This window comes from Serratia surfactantfaciens (assembly GCF_001642805.2).
GTDB classification, from domain to species: domain Bacteria; phylum Pseudomonadota; class Gammaproteobacteria; order Enterobacterales; family Enterobacteriaceae; genus Serratia; species Serratia surfactantfaciens.
The window spans coordinates 209,163-234,501 of record NZ_CP016948.1; the positions used below are offsets into that span (position 1 = coordinate 209,163).

Here is a 25,339-nt window from a genome sequence, read left to right on the forward strand (position 1 = left end):
GACGCATGGCGTTGTACCGAAAATTTAGCGTCGAGATAACCTTGAAAATTTGAGGGATGACCTCATTTAATCTCCAGTAGCAATTTCGACCCATCTTGGAGGTGTTATGCGTCTGGATCGTCTTACCAACAAATTCCAGCTTGCCCTCGCCGATGCCCAGTCACTAGCCCTTGGGCACGACAACCAGTTTATTGAACCGCTACATCTGATGAGCGCCCTGCTCAATCAGGAAGGGGGCACGGTTCGTCCATTATTAACTTCCGCAGGTATCGATGCCGGGCGCGTGCGCACCGAGATCGAACAGGCGCTGTCCCGTTTACCGCAGGTAGAAGGCACCGGTGGCGACGTTCAACCGTCCCACGAGCTGGTGCGCGTTTTGAACCTGTGCGACAAGCTGGCGCAGAAGCGTGCGGACAAATTCATTTCTTCCGAGCTGTTTGTGCTTGCGGTGCTGGAAGACCGCGGCTCGCTGACCGACTTGTTGAAAGCGGCTGGTGCGACGGCCGACAAAATCAGCAAAGCCATTGAACAAATGAGAGGCGGTGACAGCGTGGAAGATCAAGGCGCCGAAGACCAACGGCAAGCATTGAAGAAATATACCATCGACCTGACCGAGCGCGCCGAGCAGGGCAAGCTTGACCCGGTGATCGGCCGTGACGAAGAGATCCGCCGCACCATTCAGGTGCTGCAGCGCCGTACCAAAAACAACCCGGTGTTGATCGGCGAACCTGGCGTGGGTAAAACCGCCATCGTCGAAGGCCTGGCGCAACGCATCATCAACGGCGAAGTGCCGGAAGGGCTGAAGCACAAGCGCGTATTGTCCCTCGATATGGGCGCTTTGATCGCCGGTGCCAAATACCGCGGCGAGTTTGAGGAGCGCCTGAAAGGCGTGCTCAACGATTTGGCCAAGCAGGAAGGCAGTGTGATCCTGTTTATCGACGAACTGCACACCATGGTCGGTGCCGGGAAGGCGGATGGCGCGATGGATGCGGGCAACATGCTGAAGCCGGCGCTGGCGCGCGGCGAACTGCACTGCGTCGGTGCCACCACGCTGGATGAGTACCGCCAATATATAGAGAAGGATGCGGCGCTCGAACGTCGTTTCCAGAAAGTGTATGTAGCGGAGCCGAGCGTGGAAGACACCATCGCTATCCTGCGCGGCCTGAAAGAGCGTTACGAACTGCACCACCATGTGCAGATCACCGACCCGGCCATCGTAGCGGCGGCAACGCTTTCGCACCGTTATATCGCCGATCGTCAATTGCCGGACAAGGCTATCGACCTGATCGACGAAGCGGCGTCCAGCATTCGCATGCAGATGGACTCCAAGCCGGAATCGCTCGACAGGCTTGAGCGCCGCATCATTCAATTGAAGCTGGAACAGCAGGCGCTGAATAAAGAGTCTGACGATGCCAGCAAGAAACGCCTGGAAATGCTCAGCGATGAGCTGGGGCAGAAAGAGCGCGAGTATTCGGAGCTGGAAGAAGAGTGGAAAGCGGAAAAAGCGTCGCTCTCCGGCACCCAGAATATCAAGGCTGAACTCGAACAGGCCAAAATCACTCTGGAGCAGGCGCGACGCGTCGGCGATCTGGGGCGGATGTCGGAACTGCAATACGGCAAAATCCCTGAGCTGGAGAAACAGCTCGCCGCCGCCACGCAGGCCGAAGGCAAGAGCATGAAGCTGCTGCGCAACCGGGTGACCGATGCGGAGATTGCCGAGGTGCTGGCGCGCGCCACCGGGATCCCGGTAGCCAGAATGCTGGAAGGGGAGCGTGACAAGCTGCTGCGCCTGGAGCAAGAGCTGCATTCGCGGGTTATCGGCCAGGACGAAGCGGTCAGCGCGGTTTCCAATGCGATTCGCCGCAGCCGCGCCGGGTTGTCCGATCCCAACCGGCCGATCGGTTCATTCCTGTTCCTCGGCCCGACCGGGGTGGGTAAAACCGAGCTCTGCAAGGCGTTGGCTTCGTTCTTGTTCGACAGCGACGACGCCATGGTGCGTATCGATATGTCCGAGTTTATGGAGAAGCACTCCGTCTCTCGTCTGGTCGGCGCGCCTCCGGGCTATGTCGGTTATGAAGAGGGTGGCTATCTGACGGAGGCCGTACGCCGTCGGCCTTATTCGGTGATCCTGCTGGATGAAGTCGAGAAAGCGCACCCGGACGTGTTCAACATCCTGCTGCAGGTGTTGGATGACGGCCGCCTGACCGATGGTCAAGGCCGCACCGTCGATTTCCGCAATACCGTGGTGATCATGACGTCCAACTTGGGTTCGGATCTGATCCAGGAGCATTTCGGTCAGATGAACTACGCGCAGATGAAAGAGTCGGTGATGGAGATGGTGAGTCACCACTTCCGTCCGGAATTTATCAACCGTATCGATGAAGTGGTGGTGTTCCATCCGCTGGGCGAGAAACATATTGCTGCGATCGCCAAGATTCAGCTGTCGCGTCTGTACAAGCGTTTGGAAGAGCGCGGTTACGAAGTGACTATGACCGAGCCTGCTCTGGCGCTGTTGAGCAAAACCGGTTACGACCCTGTCTATGGCGCGCGTCCGTTGAAACGCGCTATTCAGCAGGAGATCGAGAACCCGTTGGCGCAGCAAATCCTGTCCGGCAAGCTGATCCCCGGCAAGCTGGTGACGCTGGATGTGGAAAACGACCATATCGTCGCACGCCAATAACGGCGATTAAGCGTAATAAAGATAAAAGGGAGCGGGCGACCGCTCCCTTTTCTTTATCTTCGTTTGCTCCTGTTTGCTCCTGTTTGCAGCGTTTGCCGCTATTACTGCGCTAAAACCGGTATTTTTTGACTAATAAACATCCTAAAAAGGCGTTTTTGGTGATTATTTGAACGCTTGAAAAGTTTTTTGCAATTAGTGGTTGCGGCCCGCCGAGAACTCCCTATAATGCGCCTCCACTGACCGGGAACAACGACTGACAAGCCGCCGGGTCAGCGAGAAGAAAGCGAAATAAACGCTTGACTCTCCGGGCGAAAAGCGTAATATACGCAGCCCGCGCCGATGAAGTTTCTCGGCACTGCTCTTTAACAATTTATCAGACAATCTGTGTGGGCACTCCACAAGACGATATCCAGCATCTTCGGATGCAAAAAAATATCAAGTCTTGAAGAGTGACTAACTGAAGTAAAATTCATGCAGTAAATCTTTGAGCATCGCTTCTCGAGTGGAAGCAAATCAAGCTTTTAATTGAAGAGTTTGATCATGGCTCAGATTGAACGCTGGCGGCAGGCTTAACACATGCAAGTCGAGCGGTAGCACAAGAGAGCTTGCTCTCTGGGTGACGAGCGGCGGACGGGTGAGTAATGTCTGGGAAACTGCCTGATGGAGGGGGATAACTACTGGAAACGGTAGCTAATACCGCATAACGTCGCAAGACCAAAGAGGGGGACCTTCGGGCCTCTTGCCATCAGATGTGCCCAGATGGGATTAGCTAGTAGGTGGGGTAATGGCTCACCTAGGCGACGATCCCTAGCTGGTCTGAGAGGATGACCAGCCACACTGGAACTGAGACACGGTCCAGACTCCTACGGGAGGCAGCAGTGGGGAATATTGCACAATGGGCGCAAGCCTGATGCAGCCATGCCGCGTGTGTGAAGAAGGCCTTCGGGTTGTAAAGCACTTTCAGCGAGGAGGAAGGTGGTGAACTTAATACGTTCATCAATTGACGTTACTCGCAGAAGAAGCACCGGCTAACTCCGTGCCAGCAGCCGCGGTAATACGGAGGGTGCAAGCGTTAATCGGAATTACTGGGCGTAAAGCGCACGCAGGCGGTTTGTTAAGTCAGATGTGAAATCCCCGGGCTCAACCTGGGAACTGCATTTGAAACTGGCAAGCTAGAGTCTCGTAGAGGGGGGTAGAATTCCAGGTGTAGCGGTGAAATGCGTAGAGATCTGGAGGAATACCGGTGGCGAAGGCGGCCCCCTGGACGAAGACTGACGCTCAGGTGCGAAAGCGTGGGGAGCAAACAGGATTAGATACCCTGGTAGTCCACGCTGTAAACGATGTCGATTTGGAGGTTGTGCCCTTGAGGCGTGGCTTCCGGAGCTAACGCGTTAAATCGACCGCCTGGGGAGTACGGCCGCAAGGTTAAAACTCAAATGAATTGACGGGGGCCCGCACAAGCGGTGGAGCATGTGGTTTAATTCGATGCAACGCGAAGAACCTTACCTACTCTTGACATCCAGAGAACTTTCCAGAGATGGATTGGTGCCTTCGGGAACTCTGAGACAGGTGCTGCATGGCTGTCGTCAGCTCGTGTTGTGAAATGTTGGGTTAAGTCCCGCAACGAGCGCAACCCTTATCCTTTGTTGCCAGCGGTTCGGCCGGGAACTCAAAGGAGACTGCCAGTGATAAACTGGAGGAAGGTGGGGATGACGTCAAGTCATCATGGCCCTTACGAGTAGGGCTACACACGTGCTACAATGGCATATACAAAGAGAAGCGACCTCGCGAGAGCAAGCGGACCTCATAAAGTATGTCGTAGTCCGGATTGGAGTCTGCAACTCGACTCCATGAAGTCGGAATCGCTAGTAATCGTAGATCAGAATGCTACGGTGAATACGTTCCCGGGCCTTGTACACACCGCCCGTCACACCATGGGAGTGGGTTGCAAAAGAAGTAGGTAGCTTAACCTTCGGGAGGGCGCTTACCACTTTGTGATTCATGACTGGGGTGAAGTCGTAACAAGGTAACCGTAGGGGAACCTGCGGTTGGATCACCTCCTTACCTAAAGATATTAGTTCGAGTGGCGTGCTCACACAGATTGTCTGATAGAAAGTAACGAGCAGAAATACCTTTATAGGCTTGTAGCTCAGGTGGTTAGAGCGCACCCCTGATAAGGGTGAGGTCGGTGGTTCAAGTCCACTCAGGCCTACCACTTCTCAGAAGTGGAAAAGGTACTGCACGTGACTGTATGGGGCTATAGCTCAGCTGGGAGAGCGCCTGCCTTGCACGCAGGAGGTCAGCGGTTCGATCCCGCTTAGCTCCACCATATAGTCCGGTATTTCAATACTTCAGAGTATATTGGCGACAGTATGCTGCGAAGTATTTTGCTCTTTAACAATCTGGAACAAGCTGAAAATTGAAACATGACGGCTGAAATTTATCCCTCCGTAGATGTATTGGGATGAAGAGTAACCTGTCATAGAGTCTCTCAAATGTTTGCAGCACGAACGATGGAAACATCTTCGGGTTGTGAGGTTAAGTGACTAAGCGTACACGGTGGATGCCTAGGCAGTCAGAGGCGATGAAGGGCGTGCTAATCTGCGAAAAGCGTCGGTAAGGTGATATGAACCGTTACAACCGGCGATACCCGAATGGGGAAACCCAGTGTGTTTCGACACACTATCATGTCATGAATACATAGTGGCATGAGGCGAACCGGGGGAACTGAAACATCTAAGTACCCCGAGGAAAAGAAATCAACCGAGATTCCCCCAGTAGCGGCGAGCGAACGGGGAGGAGCCCAGAACCTGAATCGGCTTGTGTGTTAGTGGAAGCGTCTGGAAAGTCGCGCAGCAAAGGGTGATAGCCCCGTACACTAAAATGCACAGGTCGTGAGTTCGATGAGTAGGGCGGGACACGTGACATCCTGTCTGAATATGGGGGGACCATCCTCCAAGGCTAAATACTCCTGACTGACCGATAGTGAACCAGTACCGTGAGGGAAAGGCGAAAAGAACCCCGGCGAGGGGAGTGAAATAGAACCTGAAACCGTGTACGTACAAGCAGTGGGAGCACCTTCGTGGTGTGACTGCGTACCTTTTGTATAATGGGTCAGCGACTTATATTTTGTAGCAAGGTTAACCGTATAGGGGAGCCGTAGGGAAACCGAGTCTTAACTGGGCGAATAGTTGCAAGGTATAGACCCGAAACCCGGTGATCTAGCCATGGGCAGGTTGAAGGTTGGGTAACACTAACTGGAGGACCGAACCGACTAATGTTGAAAAATTAGCGGATGACTTGTGGCTGGGGGTGAAAGGCCAATCAAACCGGGAGATAGCTGGTTCTCCCCGAAAGCTATTTAGGTAGCGCCTCGTGAACTCATCTTCGGGGGTAGAGCACTGTTTCGGCTAGGGGGCCATCCCGGCTTACCAAACCGATGCAAACTCCGAATACCGAAGAATGTTATCACGGGAGACACACGGCGGGTGCTAACGTCCGTCGTGAAGAGGGAAACAACCCAGACCGCCAGCTAAGGTCCCAAAGTCATGGTTAAGTGGGAAACGATGTGGGAAGGCATAGACAGCCAGGATGTTGGCTTAGAAGCAGCCATCATTTAAAGAAAGCGTAATAGCTCACTGGTCGAGTCGGCCTGCGCGGAAGATGTAACGGGGCTAAACCATGCACCGAAGCTGCGGCAGCGACGCTTATGCGTTGTTGGGTAGGGGAGCGTTCTGTAAGCCGTTGAAGGTGGCCTGTGAGGGTTGCTGGAGGTATCAGAAGTGCGAATGCTGACATAAGTAACGATAAAGCGGGTGAAAAGCCCGCTCGCCGGAAGACCAAGGGTTCCTGTCCAACGTTAATCGGGGCAGGGTGAGTCGACCCCTAAGGCGAGGCTGAAAAGCGTAGTCGATGGGAAACAGGTTAATATTCCTGTACTTGGTGTTACTGCGAAGGGGGGACGGAGAAGGCTAGGCTAGCCGGGCGACGGTTGTCCCGGTTTAAGCGTGTAGGGGGTGTGACCTGGTAAATCCGGTTGCATACTAACCCTGAGGCGTGATGACGATGCACTACGGTGCAGAAGTAGTTGATGCCCTGCTTCCAGGAAAATCCTCTAAGCATCAGGTAACATTAAATCGTACCCCAAACCGACACAGGTGGTCAGGTAGAGAATACCAAGGCGCTTGAGAGAACTCGGGTGAAGGAACTAGGCAAAATGGTGCCGTAACTTCGGGAGAAGGCACGCTGGCATGTAGGTGAAGTCCCTCGCGGATGGAGCTGAAGCCAGTCGAAGATACCAGCTGGCTGCAACTGTTTAATAAAAACACAGCACTGTGCAAACACGAAAGTGGACGTATACGGTGTGACGCCTGCCCGGTGCTGGAAGGTTAATTGATGGGGTCAGCCGCAAGGCGAAGCTCTTGATCGAAGCCCCAGTAAACGGCGGCCGTAACTATAACGGTCCTAAGGTAGCGAAATTCCTTGTCGGGTAAGTTCCGACCTGCACGAATGGCGTAATGATGGCCAGGCTGTCTCCACCCGAGACTCAGTGAAATTGAACTCGCTGTGAAGATGCAGTGTACCCGCGGCAAGACGGAAAGACCCCGTGAACCTTTACTATAGCTTGACACTGAACATTGAGCCTTGATGTGTAGGATAGGTGGGAGGCTTTGAAGCGTGGACGCCAGTCTGCGTGGAGCCATCCTTGAAATACCACCCTTTAATGTTTGATGTTCTAACTCTGCCCCATAATCTGGGGTGAGGACAGTGTCTGGTGGGTAGTTTGACTGGGGCGGTCTCCTCCCAAAGAGTAACGGAGGAGCACGAAGGTTAGCTAATCACGGTCGGACATCGTGAGGTTAGTGCAAAGGCATAAGCTAGCTTGACTGCGAGAGTGACGGCTCGAGCAGGTACGAAAGTAGGTCTTAGTGATCCGGTGGTTCTGAATGGAAGGGCCATCGCTCAACGGATAAAAGGTACTCCGGGGATAACAGGCTGATACCGCCCAAGAGTTCATATCGACGGCGGTGTTTGGCACCTCGATGTCGGCTCATCACATCCTGGGGCTGAAGTAGGTCCCAAGGGTATGGCTGTTCGCCATTTAAAGTGGTACGCGAGCTGGGTTTAGAACGTCGTGAGACAGTTCGGTCCCTATCTGCCGTGGGCGTTGGAAGATTGAGAGGGGTTGCTCCTAGTACGAGAGGACCGGAGTGAACGCACCACTGGTGTTCGGGTTGTCATGCCAATGGCATTGCCCGGTAGCTAAGTGCGGAAAAGATAAGCGCTGAAAGCATCTAAGCGCGAAACTTGCCTCAAGATGAGTCTTCCCTGGACCTTTAAGGCCCCTGAAGGAACGTTTAAGACTAAGACGTTGATAGGCTGGGTGTGTAAGTGCAGCGATGCATTGAGCTAACCAGTACTAATGATCCGTGAGGCTTAACCTTACAACACCGAAGGTGTTTTTAGAGAGACAAAATCGTCGGGAACGATTTTGAACAACGCGGAGCGTTGGCCCCGAAGGGGTGAGTATCAGGATGATACGAATAATTTTCAGCGAAGTTCCGAGATTGGTTCTGATGGCGACACGAGAGTGAAGCGGTTGGAATAAAACAGAATTTGCCTGGCGGCAATAGCGCGGTGGTCCCACCTGACCCCATGCCGAACTCAGAAGTGAAACGCCGTAGCGCCGATGGTAGTGTGGGGTCTCCCCATGCGAGAGTAGGACACTGCCAGGCATCAAATAAACGTTATCAGCGTGACGGCTGGTAATGCGCAAATCGCAGAGCGCGATTTGCCGGCATTGACAGATGCAACGTAAAAGAATCGGTGGAGCGGTAGTTCAGTTGGTTAGAATACCTGCCTGTCACGCAGGGGGTCGCGGGTTCGAGCCCCGTCCGTTCCGCCACTTAATTGATAAGCCCTGAGTCTCTGACTCAGGGCTTTTTCATATCTGCATTTTGCGCTTTTCAGGCCGAAATCCTTCTCCTTTACCGTCTTATTTCCCCATATTGTTGCTGGAAAATCAAAAGTCTTATGCCGAACCAGGCGTTTCTGATCAATAAAAAAGTTGCCATAATCTTCCGCATACCGCATCTACCCGCTAATGAGAGAAAATATTATGAGCATCCCTGCATTTGGTTTAGGTACTTTCCGCCTTCAGGATCAGGTTGTTATCGATTCCGTAAGCACCGCACTTGAGCTGGGTTATCGTACTATCGATACCGCACAGATCTATGAAAACGAAGCGGCTGTTGGTCAGGCTATCGCTGCCAGCGGCGTGAAACGCGAAGACCTGTTCATCACCACCAAGATTTGGATCGCGAACCTGGCGAAGGGCGCGCTGATCCCAAGCCTGCAAGAAAGTCTGAAAAAACTGCAGACGTCCTACGTCGATCTGACGCTGATCCACTGGCCATCGCCAAACGATGAAGTGCCGGTTGCCGAATTTATGGCTGAGTTGTTGGAAGCGAAAAAGCTGGGGCTGACTCGTCAAATCGGTGTATCTAACTTCACCATCGATTTGATGCAGCAAGCGATTGACGCGATTGGCGCAGATGAAATCGCCACCAACCAAATCGAGTTGTCACCGTTCTTGCAGAACCGCAAGGTGGTAGAATTCGCACAGCAGCACGGCATCGCCATCACCTCTTACATGACGTTGGCCTACGGCAAAGCGCTGCAGGATGAAACGATCAAAAGCATCGCCGCACGTCACAAGGCGACCCCTGCACAGGTAGTCCTGGCCTGGGCGCTGAAGCTGGGTTATGCGGTGATCCCGTCTTCGACCAAGCGTGAAAACCTGGCGAGCAACCTGTTGGCGCAGCAACTGACGCTGACCGACGAAGATATGGCGCAGATCGCCGCACTGGAGTGCAACGGCCGTCTGGTGAGCCCGGAAGGTCTGGCGCCAAACTGGGATTAATCATTCCTCACGGCATCAGCTTAAGGCGCCCCTCGGGGGCGCCTTTTTATCGTTTGAGGTATTCGCTCACAAAATCAATGAAGCTGCGCAGGCGGTTGCTGACGGCGCTGTCGCTGTAATACACCGCGTTGATCGGCATAGCGACCGGCAGTGTCGCTTCCACCAGAATCGGGACTAAATCTCCACGTTTGATATCTTCGTCGCTCATAAAGTCCGACAGGCAGGCGATGCCGTTGCCATGCAGGCAGAGATGACGCTGGGTCTCTCCGCTGTTGGTGGTCAATCCCGGGGTGATTTCCAGCTGGCTGCCGTCTGAACAAGCCAGCGGCCAGCGGTTCAGGCTGGGCAGGTCGTTGAAGCCTATGCAGCAGTGATGTTCAAGATCTTCCACCGTTTGTGGCGTGCCGTATTGGGCCAGATAGGCGGGGGAGGCGAGCACATGCCGGTAGCTGGTCATCAGTTTGCGCGCTTTCAGCGTGGAATCGGTCAGTTCGCCGACGCGGATTGCGATATCCACTTTTCGCTCGATCAAGTTGATAAAGTTTTCCGAAGACACCAGTGATAACGACATTTCAGGATAACGCTCGCGGAACTCCGCGACTAACGGTGTCAGCAAGTGCAGCACCACCGGTGTTGCCGCATCGACACGCAGCAGGCCTTGCGGGCGCTGACGGCTTTCCAATAGCGCATTTTCTGCCGCGGCCATATCGTTCAGTACCTTCTGCACCTGGCGAAAGTAATTTTCCCCTTCTTGGGTCAGACTGATTTGGCGCGTGGTTCGGTTGAGCAACGTCACGCCCAGTTTGCTTTCCAGCTTTTTCACCGTTCTGCTGACCACGGAGTTCGCTTGTTCCAGGCGCTCCGCCGCCCGGCTGAAGCTGCCGCTCTCCACTACCGTGACGAAAGTGATAAGTTCATCAGAATTCGCTTTCATTTTTGCTCCGCAGGCAAACTCTATTTTCGATTATTCGCGATCCTGTCATTTAAACACGATAGGCGCAGGGCCGCTATTCACTTGAATACAACAGACTGTAAAACGCTGGGGCACACACCATGCGTTTACGCGCAGGTTTTGCGGCCCTTTTCGCATTTTTCATCCTCCATGCCCAACCTTTACACAGCTATACCGTCAGAAGATTGAAATCGCCGCAGGCGGCCCCTATAACTGAAAAGGTTATGCCTGTAAAAGCCATGCCCTCCGCATGGCTCAGGCGTATAATCAATTCATCGTTGGCGAGTATTCATCGCCAGTTTCATGTTAATGGGTAATAGGCGAATCGCGTGCCGAAACGAACTTATGCAATGAGGTATGTTGCAGGTCAGCCAGTTGAGCGAATCTTTCCTGGCGCCGTTAACCAGCCGCTGCCGCCTGGGGCGGCGCTGCCAACGACCGGCGCCTTGCGCGTCATGGTATGGAATATCTTCAAGCAGCAGCGAGCCGACTGGCTTTCGGTGCTGAAAAATCATGGCAAAGACGCACAGTTGGTATTGTTGCAAGAGGCGCAAACCACGCCGGAGCTGGTGAGCTATGCGACCGCCAACTATCTGGCGGCCGATCAGGTGCCGGCCTTTGTCTTGCCGCAGCATCCTTCCGGCGTGATGACGCTGGCGGCCGCTCACCCGGTTTACTGTTGCCCGTTACGCGAGCGTGAGCCGTTGCTGCGGTTGTCCAAGTCGGCCTTGATAACCGTTTATCCGCTGTACAATGGCGAACTGTTGATGGTGGTGAATATCCATGCGGTGAACTTTAGTCTTGGAGTCGACGTCTACAGCAAGCAGCTGGGGCCGATCGGCGAACAGATCGCCAGCCATCGGGGGCCGGTGATCATGGCGGGAGATTTCAACGCCTGGAGCCGCAAGCGCATCAATGCGCTGTATGACTTTGCCGGCGAGATGGCGTTACGTGAGGTGAGCTTCACCGATGATCATCGCCGCAAGGCCTTTGGCCGCCCGTTGGACTTCGTGTTTTACCGTAACCTGGGCGTCGTGGAGGCTTCGGTGCTGGTGACCAGCGCGTCGGATCACAATCCGTTGTTGGTGGAGTTTCATCCGGAAAAAGACTCGCCCGTCTGGTGAATCGCAGATAATAAAAAAGCACCCCGAGGGGTGCTTTTTTTGTGCCGGAAACTTAGGTGTCCGGCGTGAGCTTGTTGCCGACAAACAGGGTCAGCTTCAGACCAGGTTGCAGGTTGCCTTTGGCGAGCGTTGAATTCCAACGCATCACGTCGTTAATATCGACGCCGTGACGACGTGCGATACTGGCGAGCGAATCACCTTTACGAACCTGATAGGTGATACTGCTGTTACTGCCAGTATTGCTGGCCACTTGCAGGGTTTGCCCAACTTTCAGAGCGCTCTTGGCGCGTAAGTTGTTCCAACTCTGCAAATCGCTGGTCTTAACGTTCAGCCGCTTGGCAATGCCCGATAAGGTGTCGCCTGAGCGCACTTTATACGAACTGCCGCCGGACAAACCGCTGTTCTTCGCCAACTGCGTCGTTGGCTGAGTCACGGCGATCTGGCCATCGGCCAGCGAGTCTTTCAGCTGATCGGCATGACCTTTGGGAACCATAATGTAATGGGGCCCGTTGGGTGCCGTAACGCCTTTCTTGTAGCCTGGGTTATACGCTTTCATCTTGGTGACCGAAAGCCCTGCCATCTCAGCCGCCTGAGTCAGCTGGATCTGCTGCCCAACATCGATACGAGCCAGCGCACGGGTTTCATCCGTTTTCGGGAGTTTCACGCCGTACTTCTTGCTGTTCTTGATGATGTCGCTCAGCGCCAGCATTTTCGGGACATAGATTGACGTTTCACGCGGAAGCGACAATGCCCAGAAATTGGTTGGCTTACCCTGACGTTTGTTTGCCTTCACCGCTTGCATCACGCGGCCTTCACCACTGTTATAGGCGGCTACGGTCAGTAACCAGTCGCCGTTAAACATGCGGTTCAAGCGTTGCATCATGTTAAGCGCAGCGGTTGTCGAAGCGACGACATCACGTCGACCGTCATACCACTGATTGTTTTTCAAACCATAATTGCGACCCGTTTGCGGCACGATTTGCCATAGCCCTGCGGCGTTGGCACTTGACGTGGCGTGTGGGTCAAAAGCGCTCTCCACTATGGGTAGCAGTACCAGTTCCATCGGCATATTACGTTTCTTAATCTGCCCGACTATCCAGTACATGTACGGCTCTGCCCGTAATGTTACATCGTGGAGATAGCTCTTACTTTTTAAGTACTTTCTTTTCTGATCACGGATCCGGGAATTTTCCGGAACCTCCATCTTCAGCTCGTCGCTAATGAAGTTCCACAGGTCCTGTTGCGCGGCGGGACTATTGTTATCTAGCCACCGCGCCGAGCTCGCTCGGCCATTTGCTGTGTACTCTCCTGCTTCACCATCTTGACCAGCCGAAGACAAACTCTGTGCATGCTGTTCTGGCGCCGGTGCGTCCTGCCTGGACGACTGGCAACCCACTAGCAAGACTGAGGCGAGAAATATCGCTTTAGCCTTCATGTGTGTGTCAATGTAGTTGCTTAAAAGACGAGCAATAATACTTTGCTTCGCCAAATAACACAACTAAAAGCTTAGAAGTTATCTTTCCGCAGGCGTAATTCGGAAAAAACTGAATGAAGGCTTTCCGGTGGTGAATTAAAGCCTAATTTCTTTTGTAAATCAGCGTCATGGCAACGTAAAAACAGGTTAATTTTACGCTCTAATTGCAACGTGGTCGGCACGCTGGCTTGGCCTTTTGCCCTTAACGCTTCAACATGTTGTTGATATGTTTCAATCTCTCGATCTTCCGGCAAAATAGCCCGCGCAAACTTAAGATTTGAAAGAGTATATTCATGCGCGCAGCAAATTAAAGTGTTATCGGGAAGTTGCGCGAGTTGTTGAAATGAGTCGTACATTTGTTTGGCGGTGCCTTCAAACAGCCTGCCGCAGCCGGCGGAGAAAATTGTGTCGCCGCAGAACAGATAAGGGGCGCTATAGAATGCTACGTGGCCCAGCGTATGGCCGGGAACGGCGATGGTCCGGTACTGACGGCCATCGATGTTAAAGGTGTCGCCGTCACGGACGATGTGGTTAGCGCCTTTATCCGCGGTTTCCTGCGGTCCGTAGACCGCAAGATCCGGGTATTGCGCTACGATTTGGGCCACGCCGCCGACGTGATCGTGGTGGTGGTGGGTCAACAGGATCGCCGAAGGTGCCAGCTGCAGGCGCTGCAGCGCCTCGAGCACCGGCCGCGCCTCACCCGGATCGACAATAACGCAGCGCCCCTGCCGGTCATCCAATAACCAAATGTAATTGTCCTGGAAGGCGGGAATGCTGATAAGATTCATGGTGTACCTCTCGTTGGCAACGGCTTGAAAGAAGATAATAAATCATGAAACCAGCCCATACTCTACAAAAGCTTACCGGCCCGCAGTCCTGGGCTGAGCTGCCGTGGGGGGAGTACTATCGTGAAGCGCTCGAACGGCAGTTGCAACCCTGGTGGCCGAAGCTGTTTGGTTTTCATCTGCTGAAGATGGGGATGCTTAGCGCCGAGCTGGCCACGGACAAATGCGCGATTTCCCACCAGGTCAACGTCGGGCTGGAGGGGGAAGGGCTGCAGGTGATCGCCGATGCCTATCAACTGCCGTTTGCCGCCAAGTCGGTGGATGCCTGCCTGCTGGCGCACACGTTGTCCTACGCGGACGATCCGCACCGCATGCTGCGTGAAGTGGACAGGGTGTTGATCGACGACGGCTGGCTGGTGATCAGCAGTTTCAACCCGTTCAGCCTGTTGGGACTGGGCAAGTTGGTGCCCGGATTACGCCATCGCCAGCCCTATGTCAGCCGCATGTTTACCCAAATGCGACTGCTGGACTGGCTTAGCCTGCTGAATTACGAGGTGTTGTACCAGGCGCGTTTTCACGTGCTGCCGTGGCACCGCAAGGGCGGCAAATTTTTATGCACCCATTTGCCGGCGTTGGGCTGTATGAGCGTGATTGTGGCGCGCAAGCGCACCCTGCCGTTGACGCCCACGCCGATGAAATTGGGGGCGAGAAAACCGTCTCTCAGCCGCGCGGTGGGCGCGACCAAGAGCTATCGCAAGCTGCCTTAGGCTTCCGGTTGGTAACCGACGTCTTCCTGCGTCGGCTTACCGGCCGCTTCGCGCGCCAACACGTCGCAACGTTCGTTCTCCGGGTGGCCGGCGTGGCCCTTGACCCATTCCCATTTCACGTCGTGGCGTTGAATGGCCAGATCCAGGCGCTGCCACAGATCGACATTCTTGACCGGCTTTTTGTCGGCGGTTTTCCAGCCGCGCTTTTTCCAGTTATGGATCCAGCTGGTGATGCCCTGGCGCACATACTGGCTGTCGGTGCTGAGCGTCACGGCGCAAGGCACGGTCAGCGCTTCCAGCGCCACGATCGCCGCCATCATTTCCATGCGGTTATTGGTGGTCAGACGAAAACCCTCGCTGAAGGTTTTTTCCGTCTGCTTATAGCGTAATATCGCGCCGTAGCCACCGGGGCCGGGGTTGCCAAGGCAGGAGCCGTCGGTGAAAATTTCTACCTGTTTGAGCATCTCTGGTAGACTCTTCCTATTAGTTTTACAAAAGCCAAGTCTGACATAAACGAGCGCTGTGAGCACTGCAATATGATCTCTACAACCACCAGACAGATTGTCCTCGATACCGAAACCACCGGTATGAACAAGCTTGGGGTGCACTACGAAGGGCACCGCATCATCGAAATCGGTGCGGTGGAAGTGATTAACCGCCGCCTGACCGGGCGCAACTTCCACGTTTACATCAAGCCGGATCGGCTGGTGGATCCGGAAGCGTACGGCGTACACGGCATCAGCGACGACTTCCTGGCCGACAAACCGACCTTCGATCAGGTTGCCGACGAATTCCTCGAGTTTATCCGCGGCGGCGAGCTGGTGATCCATAACGCGGCGTTCGATATCGGCTTTATGGATCACGAATTCCGCATGCTGCAGCAGGGGATCCCGAAAACCGAGACCTTCTGCACCATTACCGACAGCCTGTTGATGGCGCGTCGCCTGTTCCCGGGCAAGCGCAACAATCTCGATGCCTTGTGCAGCCGCTATGAGATAGACAACAGCAAGCGTACGCTGCACGGCGCATTGCTCGATGCCGAGATCCTGGCTGAAGTCTATCTGGCGATGACCGGCGGTCAGACCTCGATAGCGTTCCAGATGGAAGGCGACTCTCAGCAAAACGACGATGCGCAAGAAATCCAGCGCATTGTCCGCCCGGCGACGGCGATGAAAGTGGTCTATGCCAGCGATGAAGAAGTGAAGGCGCACGAAGCGCGTCTGGATCTGGTGGCAAAGAAGGGCGGCAGCTGCCTGTGGCGTGGGGCGCCGGCCGAATAACGGCGTTTTTGCGCGAAAAAAACTCATCGGGTGATGCTTCGTTGAAAAACTGTGCAAACGGTTCATTTGCGGAGAAAAAGGCGTTGACGGAACCGAGAGGCGTCCGTAATATGCGCCTCGTTCCCCCGCAAGAGGGAATGGCGCGGAGCGGTAGTTCAGTTGGTTAGAATACCTGCCTGTCACGCAGGGGGTCGCGGGTTCGAGCCCCGTCCGTTCCGCCACTATTCAGAAGCCCTGAGTTAGCGATAACTCAGGGCTTCGTCGTTTCTGCGCTCGGCAAAACGGCGCGGCCCAATCAACGGGGCCGGCAGGCCGGCCCCTTATTCTCAGAACAACACCGAGTAGTTCAAACCGAAGGTGCGTCCGCGGCCCTTATAGCTGTATAGCTCAGGCGAACCGTAAGTCGGGCTGTACAGGATCGGCGCGCGCTGGCCCCAGACAGTGGTATACTCCTTGTCCAGCAGGTTTTCCACGCTGAAGCTGATTTTCCCTACCGGCAGGGCATAGCTGCCGAGGAAGTCGAGGGTGTTGTAGCCCTCGATCTTGCGGCCCTGGGTGGCGTTGGCCTTGGTGTAATCGCCATCGTCCGACACGTCGAAAGTTTGCTGAGATTGTAAGCGCAGATTCCAGTCGCCCGGCGCCCAGCCGACATAGGCGGTAACTTTGGATGGGCTGGCGGTATCGACCACCAGTTTCTTCCATTCGCCGTTGACCTTGGTTTCGGAGCGGATGAAGTTGAAGTTGGTGCCGGCGCTCCAGTCGCTGTCTTCAAAGAAATAATCCACCGCGCCTTCCAGCCCGTAGATACGGCGCTTATCCGCATTGACGTTGATGGTCATGTCGGTTTTATTGATAGCGATGCTCTTGTCGGACAACGAATAGTAGGCGGCGATCTGCGTGCGCAGGTTATCGCCGGTATAGCGCCAGCCCAGTTCGTAGGAATTGACTTTGATGCCTTCCAGTTTGGAATCGCCGACGTTAACGCTCTTCAGCAGCCGGTAGTGGCCGCCGTTCAGCGCGTAGGTGCCGTTGCCGTAATACTTGCCCGGATCAGGGATCTCGAAACCCTGAGAGAAGTTGAACCAGGTTTGCTGGCGCTCGGTCAGGTGCGCCAGCAGGCCGGCGTTGAACAACGCATTGTTGTAGTCGGTTTTCCCTCCCGGTATGGCGTCGGCGGAGGCGGCGGCGCCGGTGGCGATCGCCTGCTGTTGATTGTAGCCGATAAAGTCGTCGATCTTGTTTTCGGTGTACTGATAACGCACGCCGCCGCTCAGGGTGAAGATCGGGTTGATGTCGTAGCTGGCCTGCAGGAACGACGCCAGGTTGCTGGTGGTATAGCTGGGGTAGCGGCCGGTGTTGTAAGCGTTCTCCAGCGTCATGCCGCCGGACTGTTGGGCCTTCGCCAGATTGAAGAACTGTTGGTTGGCGTTGAAGCTCTCATGCTCGGCGTCGATGCCGTAAGTCAGCGTCAGCGCGTCGAGCGGCTTGCTGTTCAGCGTCAGTTTGCCGCCGTAGAAATCGGTTTTTTGCTGTGAAGCGCCAATGCTGCTGACGTAATAGTTCGGCGCTTTGCCCGCCAGCGTCGGGAACGGATAGAAGGTCAAGGTTTCGTCACGGTAATAGACCTGAGCCACCAGATCCTGGCCGAGGAAATCGGTGTTGGAGTACTGCAGGTTGATCAGGTGGCGTTCGGTGCCGGGGATGCGGTCGGAGTTTAAGTTGCCGCTGTTGTAAGCCTTGGCGTTGCCGGTCACCGCTGCGAAGTTTTCCCCCAGGAACAGGCCATGATCGCCGTCGGACTGGCTTTTGTAATATTGGGTGGTCAGTTGCAGCTGTTGGTGGTCGTCGATGTTGAGGGTGCCGGTGCCCATGACGTCAAGGCGATCGGAATACTGCAGGCCGGTTTGGGTATTGTCGATCAGCACCTCGTTGCCTTTGCCGTCGTACCAGCCGCCATAGCGCTGGTAAGAAACGGACAGGCGTCCCGAGGCGTTGTCGTTGCCGCCGCTGACCGCCGCCGCGACGTTCTCGTCGTGATCGCTATGGCCGCCAAAGCCGGTTTTGCCGCCGACCTGCAATTCGACCTGCTGCTCTTTCTGCCCTTTTTTGGTCACGATGTTGATCAGGCCGCCGGTGCTGCCGCCACCATAGAGTGCGGTGGCGCCGGAGATCACCTCAATATGATCGATATTGAACGGATCGATCGAATCCAGTTGGCGGCTGTCGCTGCGCGATGAGTTCAGACGTACGCCGTCGATCATCACCATCATCGAACGGCCGCGCATATTCATGCCATAGTTGGTGCGGCCCTGGCCACTGACGTCCATGCCGGGGATCAGCTGCGCCAACATGTCCTTGATCTCTTTGCCGCCCTGAACCTGCTGTTCGATCTCCTGGCTTTCGATCACCCAGGTGGTCTGCGCCATTTCCGCCGTGCTGCGGTGTGAACGGCTGGCGGAGACCACCATCTGCTCTTCGGCGCCGGCTTTCTGATCTTCTGCCCAAGCCGTCGGCGCAAGCATCGCCAGCAGACAAGGGTTCAAAACCCAAAGGTGTTTGCGTTTCATCGTTATTTATTTCCCAGGTGATATTGTTATTGCGTTATTTTTGAGAATGATTCTTTTATCAATAACGTTTCTTGTTATCAATAAAATCGTGATATGATTTTTTGCGATACATTAACGTAATTAATTAGTTTTATTAACATTTTACCCGCTGCGCGATCGAGCAACCCACGCCGTCAACACGGCAGCCGATCGGCCATAGGTGCAAGCGACAGCCGTTGCCGGAGAATCGAGAACATGTCCGCCAGCTATAGAATTTTTGATATCACCTTGAAAAGCAAAACGCTGATTTCACCTTCGCTGGTGCGCTGCGTGTTTGAAGGTGCGGATATTCATCGGATGAAGTTGGAAGCGCCGGATCAGCGCATCAAACTGCTGTTCCCGGCGGCGGACGGCCAGATCCCGCAGTTGGCCAATAGCCCGGACTGGTACGGCGATTACATGGCGATCCCCAAAGAGCGGCGCCCGGTGATGCGCACCTATACGCTGCGTGCGCTGCGCCGCGAACAGAATCAGATGGACGTCGAGTTCGTGCTGAATGGTGTGAACGGCCCGGCCTCCGCCTGGGCGACTCACGCCGAGCCGGGCGATGCCATCCAGACGGTCGCCCCCAACGCTGACTTCGATGGCGATAGCGGCGGCTACGAATGGGCGCCGCCGGCGCAGTTGCAGCAGGCGCTGTTGATCGCCGATGAAACGGCGGTGCCGGCGGCGATGGGCATTCTGGAGCAATTGGCGCAGCAGGCCAATCCGCCGCGCGTGCAGGCGTTCTTCGAAGTGCCGCAGGCGGGGGATTGTCTGGATTTGGTCCGTTTCCCGTTCGCCGAGGTTTACTGGCTGCCGCGCGACGTGGGCCGCCAGCTGGCGCACGGCACGTTGCTGGTGGAAGCGGTGCGGCAGCGGGTGGATATTCCCGCTTCGGCGTGCGCGCAAGCGCAGTCTTTGGCGGAAAGCAGCCTGAGCGATGAAGTCTTGTGGGAGCGGGCAGCGGGCGGCAACGCTTTTTATGCCTGGGTGGCGGCCGAGTCTTCGGCGGTGAAAACCCTGCGCCGTTATCTGATCGGCGAACGCGATCTGGACCGCGCTACCGTTAACTTTATGGCCTACTGGTGCTGAACGCGCCGCCCTTTTCCGGCGACGCTGCCGGAGAGGGGCAGGCCGCTGTTATTTCCCATCAACGAAGAATCGCTTGCCAGCGGGTAGTTCGGCCGTGCTATGTTCCGCTGAAACAAAGGTTACAGCGAGAACGATAATGCAACGGTTCGACGAACGCCTGCGCCGCGACTACCCACAGCTGACGCCGCAGGAGCAGCGGGTGGCCGACTTCATCTTCGATCACTATGACGATTTGATCGGCTACAACAGCGCCGAGCTGGCGCGCCTGAGCGGCGTTTCCAAAGCCACGGTCAGCCGCTTGTTCAAACGGCTGGGCTACCCCAACTATCGCGCCATGCGCGATGAGCTGCGTACCTTGCGCCAGAGCGGCATGCCGCTGACCGATAGCCGCGATGCGGTGCAGGGCGATACGCTGCTGGCGCGGCACTATAAGCAGGAAATGGCCAATCTCACCCGCTGGGTAAAACATATCGATGCCGAACAGTTCAGTGCGACAATCGCCGCGCTGGCGCGAGCGCGCGGCGTGATGCTGTTGGGGCTGCGCAACAGCTATCCGGTGGCGATGCACCTGCGTCAACAACTGATGCAGGTGCGTGAACAGGTGCTGCTGGCGCCGCAGCCGGGGCAGACGCTGGCGGAAGATCTGGCGGGCCTGACACCGCAGGACATGGCGGTGGTGGTGGCGTTCCGCCGCCGGCCGCGCCAGATAAAGGCGGTGCTGACGCTGTTGCAAAGCCGCGGGGTACCGACGCTGCTGATCTGCGAGCCGCAGGCGCAGGCGTTGTTTTCGTTGGCCGACTGGCAATTGACCGTGCCGCTCGACAGCGTGTCGGCCTTCGACAGCTATGCCGCCGCCATGAGCCTGGCCAGTTTGCTCAGCAATGCGTTGCTGCATGAGAGGCTGGCGCAGGGGCGGCAGCGCATTCATCACGTCGCTGAACTGTTCCAGACGCTGGACGAACTGGAGCTGCGTTAAGCACGGCAGATCATTTCCCTTCCTTCCCCCCTCCGCCGTTTAAGGCGGATCGGTCATCTCATTGTGTTACTTTGGTTTCATTAATTGATCATAAGAATCTTTTGTTTCAACTGAATCCCTATCGGGAGTAGGCTGTTGGGCAGCAAACAAACGTCATGTCGACGCTGAAGGCATAACTCAATAACTTACTAAGCTGACAGGGAATGAACATGTTGGATATCTCGCAATTCGATCAGATTAACCCGCCGGCGCGCCTGCTGATGGGGCCGGGGCCGATCAACGCCGATCCGCGCGTGCTGCGTGCCATGTCGAGCCAGCTGATCGGCCAGTACGATCCGGCGATGACCGGCTACATGAATCAGGTCATGGCGCTGTATCGCGCGCTGTTCCGCACCGAAAACCGCTGGACGATGCTGGTGGACGGCACCTCGCGCGCCGGTATCGAAGCGCTGCTGGTTTCCGCCATTCGCCCGGGCGATAAGGTGCTGGTGCCGGTATTCGGCCGCTTCGGACATCTGCTGTGCGAGATCGCTCGCCGTTGCCGTGCCGAGGTGCATACGATCGAGGTGCCGTGGGGTGAGGTGTTCAGTGCCGATCGCATCGAAGACGCGATTAAGCGGGTTCGTCCGCGCCTGCTGCTGACGGTGCAGGGCGACACCTCCACCACCATGCTGCAGCCGCTGCATGAGCTGGGCGATATCTGCCGCCGTCACGGCGTGCTGTTCTACACTGATGCAACCGCTTCCTTCGGCGGCAACCCGCTGGAGACCGATGCCTGGGGGCTGGATGCGGTCTCTGCCGGGCTGCAGAAGTGTCTGGGCGGCCCCTCCGGCAGTTCACCGGTCACCCTCAGCCCGCAGTTTGAAGAAATCGTGCGCCGCCGTAAATGCGTGGAGCAGGGGATCCGCACCGCCGAGCACGCCGACGGCGACGACGAGATGATCTACTCCAACTATTTCGATATCGGCATGATCATGGATTATTGGGGGCCGGAACGCCTGAATCACCACACCGAAGCCACCAGCATGCTGTTCGCGGCGCGAGAATGCGCACGGGTGATCCTCGAAGAAGGGCTGGATCGCGCCATCGCCCGCCACCGGCTGCACGGCGCGGCGCTGCTGGCGGGCATCCTGGGCATGGGGCTGGCGGTGTTCGGGGATCTTGAACACCGCATGAATAACGTGCTCGGCGTGATGATCCCGCCGCAGGTGCATGGCGAACAGGTGCGGCAGATGATGCTGAACGACTTCGCCATCGAAATCGGCACCTCGTTCGGCCCGCTACAGGGAAAAATCTGGCGCATCGGCACCATGGGCTACAACGCGCGCAAGGATTGCGTGTTGCAAACGCTGGCGGCGCTGGAGGCGGTGTTGAACCGCCTCGGTTTCGTCAGCAAGCAGGGCGAGGCATTGCAGGCCGCCTGGAACGTTTATGATGCAGGACATCATGGATGACGCCACTGGAGGCGCAACAGGCCGCCGCGCGGGTGATGGCGCGCTGTGACGAGCTGGCGGCGATCAGCGCGGAGCCCGATCGGCTCACGCGCCTTTATCTTTCTGCGGAACATCGGCGCGCCAACCGCCTGGTTGGCGAGTGGATGCGCGAGAGCGGCATGGCGGTTTGGCAGGACAGCGTCGGCAATATCTGCGGCCGCTATGAAGGGCTCATGCCCGGCGCTCCGGCGCTGCTGCTCGGCTCGCATCTGGACACGGTGCGTAACGCCGGGCGCTATGACGGTATGCTCGGCGTGCTTACGGCGCTGGAAGTGGTGGCGCGCTATCACCGCCAGGGGCGCCGATTGCCGCTGGCGCTGGAGGTGATCGGTTTTGCCGACGAAGAGGGCGCGCGCTTCGGCGTCACGCTGCTGGGCAGCCGCGGCCTGACCGGCCAGTGGCCCGCAGAGTGGCTGGCGCGCACCGATGCCGACGGCGTCAGCATCGCCCAGGCAATGCGCGAATTCGGGCTGGATCCGGCGGCGATTGCACAGGCGCACCGTGCGCCGCAGGAAATCTGCGCCTATCTCGAGCTGCATATCGAACAGGGCCCGTGCCTGGAGGCGGCCGATTTGGCGCTGGGCGTGGTGACGGCGATCAACGGCGCGCGTCGCCTCAACTGTATCTTTAGCGGGGAGGCGGGCCACGCCGGCACGGTGCCGATGGGGCAGCGCAAAGATGCGCTGATGGCCGCGGCGGAATGGATCACGGCGCTGGAAACTTTGACCTGCAACGCCGATCCGCACCTGGTGGCCACCGTGGGCTGCATCGAGAGCCTGCCGGGCGCGGTCAACGTGATCCCCGGCGAGGTGCGGTTGACGCTCGACGTGCGCGGCCCGCAGGATGCGCCGCTGACGGCGCTATTGGCGACGTTGCTGGCGCAGGCGCAGGCGATCTGTGCGCGGCGCGGATTGCGCTTCGCCAGCGAGGAGTTTTATCGCATCGACGCCACCGCCTGCGACGTGGACCTGCAGCATCGTTGGCTGGCGGCCGTCGCACAAGTACAGGGCCGCAGCCTGACGCTGCCGAGCGGCGCCGGGCACGACGCCATCGCTGTGGCGGCGCACTGGCCGGTCGGCATGCTGTTTGTGCGTTGCGCCGGCGGCGTCAGCCATCATCCGGCCGAAGCGGTGCGGCAGGCGGACGTGGCGCTGGCGATCCAGGCCTATTGCCTGATGATCGCCGGCTGGGAGAGCGGTTGATCAGTCCAGGCGCAGAAAACTGTCGGCGTCGCGCCAGGCCGGGAAGGCGCTGCGGTAACTCTGCAGACTTTCCAGCGACAGCTCGGCGTCCAGCCGCGCGGCTGCGCCGGGCTCCGCATCTGCCAGGATCTCGCCCTGTGGGCTGATGATCAGGCTGTCTCCGCTGTAGTTTAGGCCGTTGGCATCTTCGCCCACCCGGTTGCAGCCCGCCACATACACCTGATTTTCAATCGCCCGCGCCGCCAGCAGCGTTTGCCAATGGTTGCTGCGCGGCGCCGGCCAGTTGGCGACGTACAGCGCCAGATCGTAATCCTGCTGATAGCGCGCCCAGACCGGGAAACGCAGGTCGTAACAGATCTGCGGCAGGATGCGCCAGCCGCGCCACTCGAAGATTTCACGCCGGTTGCCGGCCTGGTAGTGCAGATGTTCGCCGGCCATGCGGAACAGGTGGCGTTTGTCATAGGCGTGTACCTGGCCGCCCGGTTCCACCAACAGGAAGCGGTTGACCGCCCCCTCGTCAGTTTTCAGCGCCACGCTGCCGCCGATTAACGCATGGCTTTTCACCGCCCAACCGTGCAGCCAGTCGATCACCTGCTGTTCGGGCAGGGCGCTCTCGCCGGCATCCATGGCAAATCCGGTGGTGAACATTTCCGGCAAGACGATGAGATCGCGCCCGACGATCGGCGCCAGCAACGCGTCGAAGGCGGCCAGGTTAGCGAGGCCGTCGCGCCAGACCAGCGGTTGCTGCAACAGGGTAATTTTTAAAGTCGACATAACCGCTCCGCAGCTGCATCCAGCGTGGCGTCCTGTTTAGCGAAGCACAGCCGGATCAATTTATGGGGGAAAGGATCGGCACAGAAGACCGACAGCGGAATGGCCGCCACGCCCACGTGCTCGGTTAACCAATGGCAGAACGCCACATCGTCCAGATCGGAGATGGCGCTGTAGTCCGCCAGCAAGAAGTATGTACCCGCGCAGGGTAAAATTTCCAGTCGGCTGCTCGCCAGCGCCTGCACAAAGCGATCGCGCTTGGCGCGATAGAACGCCGGCAGCTGTCGCCAGTGCTCCGGCTCGGCGCGCAGGCTATCCGCCAGGGCCAGCTGCGCCGGGGTATTGACCGAAAAGGTCAGGTATTGGTGCACCTTGCGCACTTCGGCGCTCAGCGCGGCGGGCGCCACGCAGTAACCCACTTTCCAGCCGGTCATGTGGAAGGTTTTGCCGAAGGAGGACACCGTGATCGCGCGCTGGCGCAGCTGCGGGTGGGCCAGCACGCTGGCGTGGCCGCCTTTGGCGAAGCAGATGTGTTCGTAAACCTCGTCGCTGAGCACGTAGATTTCGCGTTCGGCAATGGCGTGCCACAGCTGCTGCAGGTCTTCCGCCTGCCAGGCGGTGGCGGACGGATTGTGCGGCGTGTTGACGATCACCAGACGAGTGCGCGGCGACAGCGCGGCGGCGAACCGTTGCCAATCGACGGCAAAGGCCGGCGGCTGCAGGGCGATGCGTTTGAGGACGCCGCCGGCCAGCGTTACCGCCGGCGCATAGCTGTCGTAGCTGGGATCAAAACAGACCACCTCATCGCCGGGGCGCACCAGTGCACTGATGGCAGCGAACAGCGCTTCGGTGGCGCCGGCGGTGATGGTCACTTCGCTGTTGGCGTCCGGCTGCCAGCCATACAGCTCGGCGGTTTTGTCGGCGATGGCTTCACGCAGCGGCGCCACGCCGGTCATCGGCGCATATTGGTTGGCGCCCTGGGCGACGTGCCAGGCCAGACGTTCTTTCAGATAGTCCGGCCCGTCGAAATCGGGGAAGCCCTGCGACAGATTGATCGCCTGGTGCTGCTGCGCCAGTGCGCTCATCTGGGTGAAAATGGTGGTGCCCAGAGCGGGCAGCTTACTGTCGGGAATCAATGCGGAAGTGCTCATAGCAGGTGAATACTCCAGGCGCTTATATTGCCGTCAATATAACACGATGCTAGTATTTGGCAATCAAGACGCTTAGATGGCT

Annotated in this window: 16 protein-coding genes, 4 tRNA genes and 3 rRNA genes; 16 read left to right on the forward strand and 7 right to left on the reverse strand. The window is 57.1% G+C overall.

The genetic code is table 11. The features are described from left to right. Positions 1 to 106: 106 nt before the first annotated feature. The 8 genes from clpB to dkgB all read left to right on the forward strand — a co-directional run bounded on the left by clpB (position 107) and on the right by dkgB (position 9,602). On the forward strand, positions 107 to 2,680 hold the full coding sequence (gene clpB, locus ATE40_RS00920) for an ATP-dependent chaperone ClpB (protein WP_004932446.1): 2,574 nt from the start codon (positions 107 to 109) through the stop codon (positions 2,678 to 2,680). 522 nt (positions 2,681 to 3,202) lie between these two features. Beyond that, positions 3,203 to 4,744: ribosomal RNA gene (locus ATE40_RS00925) — 16S ribosomal RNA — on the forward strand. 74 nt (positions 4,745 to 4,818) lie between these two features. After that, positions 4,819 to 4,895, forward strand: a tRNA-Ile gene (locus ATE40_RS00930). A 38-nt stretch (positions 4,896 to 4,933) separates the two neighbouring features. Further along, positions 4,934 to 5,009 (forward strand) — tRNA-Ala (locus ATE40_RS00935). A 207-nt stretch (positions 5,010 to 5,216) separates the two neighbouring features. Beyond that, positions 5,217 to 8,124, forward strand: a 23S ribosomal RNA gene (locus tag ATE40_RS00940). Between the two features lie 175 nt (positions 8,125 to 8,299). After that, a 5S ribosomal RNA gene (gene rrf, locus ATE40_RS00945) occupies positions 8,300 to 8,415 on the forward strand. Together the 16S, 23S and 5S rRNA genes with 3 tRNA genes alongside form the textbook arrangement of a ribosomal RNA operon. Before the next feature lie 93 nt (positions 8,416 to 8,508). After that, positions 8,509 to 8,585, forward strand: a tRNA-Asp gene (locus ATE40_RS00950). A 213-nt stretch (positions 8,586 to 8,798) separates the two neighbouring features. Then, positions 8,799 to 9,602 carry a 2,5-didehydrogluconate reductase DkgB gene (gene dkgB, locus ATE40_RS00955; RefSeq protein ID WP_063918756.1) on the forward strand — a complete coding sequence of 268 codons (804 nt, stop codon included), beginning with the start codon at positions 8,799 to 8,801 and terminating at the stop codon, positions 9,600 to 9,602. 46 nt (positions 9,603 to 9,648) lie between these two features. Here the strand turns inward: dkgB and yafC are convergent, their stop codons facing one another. Next, positions 9,649 to 10,536, reverse strand: coding sequence for a DNA-binding transcriptional regulator YafC (gene yafC, locus ATE40_RS00960; RefSeq protein ID WP_019454339.1), 888 nt, complete (start codon positions 10,534 to 10,536; stop codon positions 9,649 to 9,651). A gap of 347 nt (positions 10,537 to 10,883) precedes the next feature. On the opposite strand from yafC, the gene ATE40_RS00965 reads away from it, so the two are divergent. After that, positions 10,884 to 11,678 (forward strand): endonuclease/exonuclease/phosphatase family protein, encoded by a 795-nt coding sequence (locus ATE40_RS00965; RefSeq protein ID WP_025160092.1) that lies wholly within the window; start codon positions 10,884 to 10,886, stop codon positions 11,676 to 11,678. A gap of 52 nt (positions 11,679 to 11,730) precedes the next feature. Here the strand turns inward: ATE40_RS00965 and mltD are convergent, their stop codons facing one another. Further along, complete coding sequence (mltD, locus tag ATE40_RS00970; RefSeq protein WP_139285506.1) at positions 11,731 to 13,113, reverse strand: murein transglycosylase D; 1,383 nt, start codon at positions 13,111 to 13,113, stop codon at positions 11,731 to 11,733. 71 nt (positions 13,114 to 13,184) lie between these two features. Next, positions 13,185 to 13,940: a hydroxyacylglutathione hydrolase gene (gloB, locus tag ATE40_RS00975; protein ID WP_019454337.1), complete on the reverse strand. Its 756-nt coding sequence runs from the start codon at positions 13,938 to 13,940 to the stop codon at positions 13,185 to 13,187. Between the two features lie 44 nt (positions 13,941 to 13,984). Here gloB and ATE40_RS00980 point away from each other — a divergent pair, with 44 nt between their 5' ends. Beyond that, positions 13,985 to 14,704 (forward strand): class I SAM-dependent methyltransferase, encoded by a 720-nt coding sequence (locus ATE40_RS00980; protein WP_019454336.1) that lies wholly within the window; start codon positions 13,985 to 13,987, stop codon positions 14,702 to 14,704. Here ATE40_RS00980 and rnhA read toward each other — a convergent pair. Further along, on the reverse strand, positions 14,701 to 15,168 hold the full coding sequence (gene rnhA, locus ATE40_RS00985; RefSeq protein ID WP_019454335.1) for a ribonuclease HI: 468 nt from the start codon (positions 15,166 to 15,168) through the stop codon (positions 14,701 to 14,703). The two genes, ATE40_RS00980 and rnhA, sit on opposite strands and share 4 nt — an antisense overlap. A 72-nt stretch (positions 15,169 to 15,240) precedes the next feature. Here rnhA and dnaQ point away from each other — a divergent pair, with 72 nt between their 5' ends. Together dnaQ and ATE40_RS00995 are read left to right on the forward strand one after the other, a co-directional pair. After that, entirely contained in the window at positions 15,241 to 15,984 is a 744-nt protein-coding gene (gene dnaQ, locus ATE40_RS00990; protein WP_063918757.1) for a DNA polymerase III subunit epsilon, read from the forward strand. A gap of 144 nt (positions 15,985 to 16,128) precedes the next feature. Next, a tRNA-Asp gene (locus tag ATE40_RS00995) sits at positions 16,129 to 16,205 on the forward strand. A 105-nt stretch (positions 16,206 to 16,310) separates the two neighbouring features. Here the strand turns inward: ATE40_RS00995 and ATE40_RS01000 are convergent. Beyond that, positions 16,311 to 18,551, reverse strand: a complete 2,241-nt coding sequence (locus ATE40_RS01000; RefSeq protein ID WP_019454333.1) for a TonB-dependent siderophore receptor — start codon at positions 18,549 to 18,551, stop codon at positions 16,311 to 16,313. A gap of 234 nt (positions 18,552 to 18,785) precedes the next feature. Between ATE40_RS01000 and ATE40_RS01005 the strand changes: the two genes are divergently transcribed. From ATE40_RS01005 to hpxK, 4 genes are all read left to right on the forward strand, one after another. Beyond that, positions 18,786 to 19,664 carry a siderophore-interacting protein gene (locus tag ATE40_RS01005; protein ID WP_063918758.1) on the forward strand — a complete coding sequence of 293 codons (879 nt, stop codon included), beginning with the start codon at positions 18,786 to 18,788 and terminating at the stop codon, positions 19,662 to 19,664. A 136-nt stretch (positions 19,665 to 19,800) separates the two neighbouring features. Continuing rightward, positions 19,801 to 20,640 carry a MurR/RpiR family transcriptional regulator gene (locus tag ATE40_RS01010; protein WP_019454331.1) on the forward strand — a complete coding sequence of 280 codons (840 nt, stop codon included), beginning with the start codon at positions 19,801 to 19,803 and terminating at the stop codon, positions 20,638 to 20,640. A 209-nt stretch (positions 20,641 to 20,849) separates the two neighbouring features. Next, a complete protein-coding gene (locus tag ATE40_RS01015; protein WP_025160089.1) occupies positions 20,850 to 22,094 on the forward strand; it encodes a pyridoxal-phosphate-dependent aminotransferase family protein in 1,245 nt (414 codons plus the stop codon). Beyond that, positions 22,091 to 23,335, forward strand: coding sequence for an allantoate amidohydrolase (hpxK, locus tag ATE40_RS01020; protein WP_063918759.1), 1,245 nt, complete (start codon positions 22,091 to 22,093; stop codon positions 23,333 to 23,335). Before ATE40_RS01015 ends, hpxK begins: the two co-directional genes overlap by 4 nt. Here hpxK and ATE40_RS01025 read toward each other — a convergent pair whose 3' ends face one another. Both ATE40_RS01025 and ATE40_RS01030 read right to left on the reverse strand, forming a co-directional pair. After that, positions 23,336 to 24,109 (reverse strand): amidohydrolase, encoded by a 774-nt coding sequence (locus tag ATE40_RS01025; protein WP_019454328.1) that lies wholly within the window; start codon positions 24,107 to 24,109, stop codon positions 23,336 to 23,338. Continuing rightward, positions 24,097 to 25,257 carry a pyridoxal phosphate-dependent aminotransferase gene (locus ATE40_RS01030; RefSeq protein ID WP_063918760.1) on the reverse strand — a complete coding sequence of 387 codons (1,161 nt, stop codon included), beginning with the start codon at positions 25,255 to 25,257 and terminating at the stop codon, positions 24,097 to 24,099. Before ATE40_RS01030 ends, ATE40_RS01025 begins: the two co-directional genes overlap by 13 nt. Between the last annotated feature and the right edge of the window lie 82 nt (positions 25,258 to 25,339).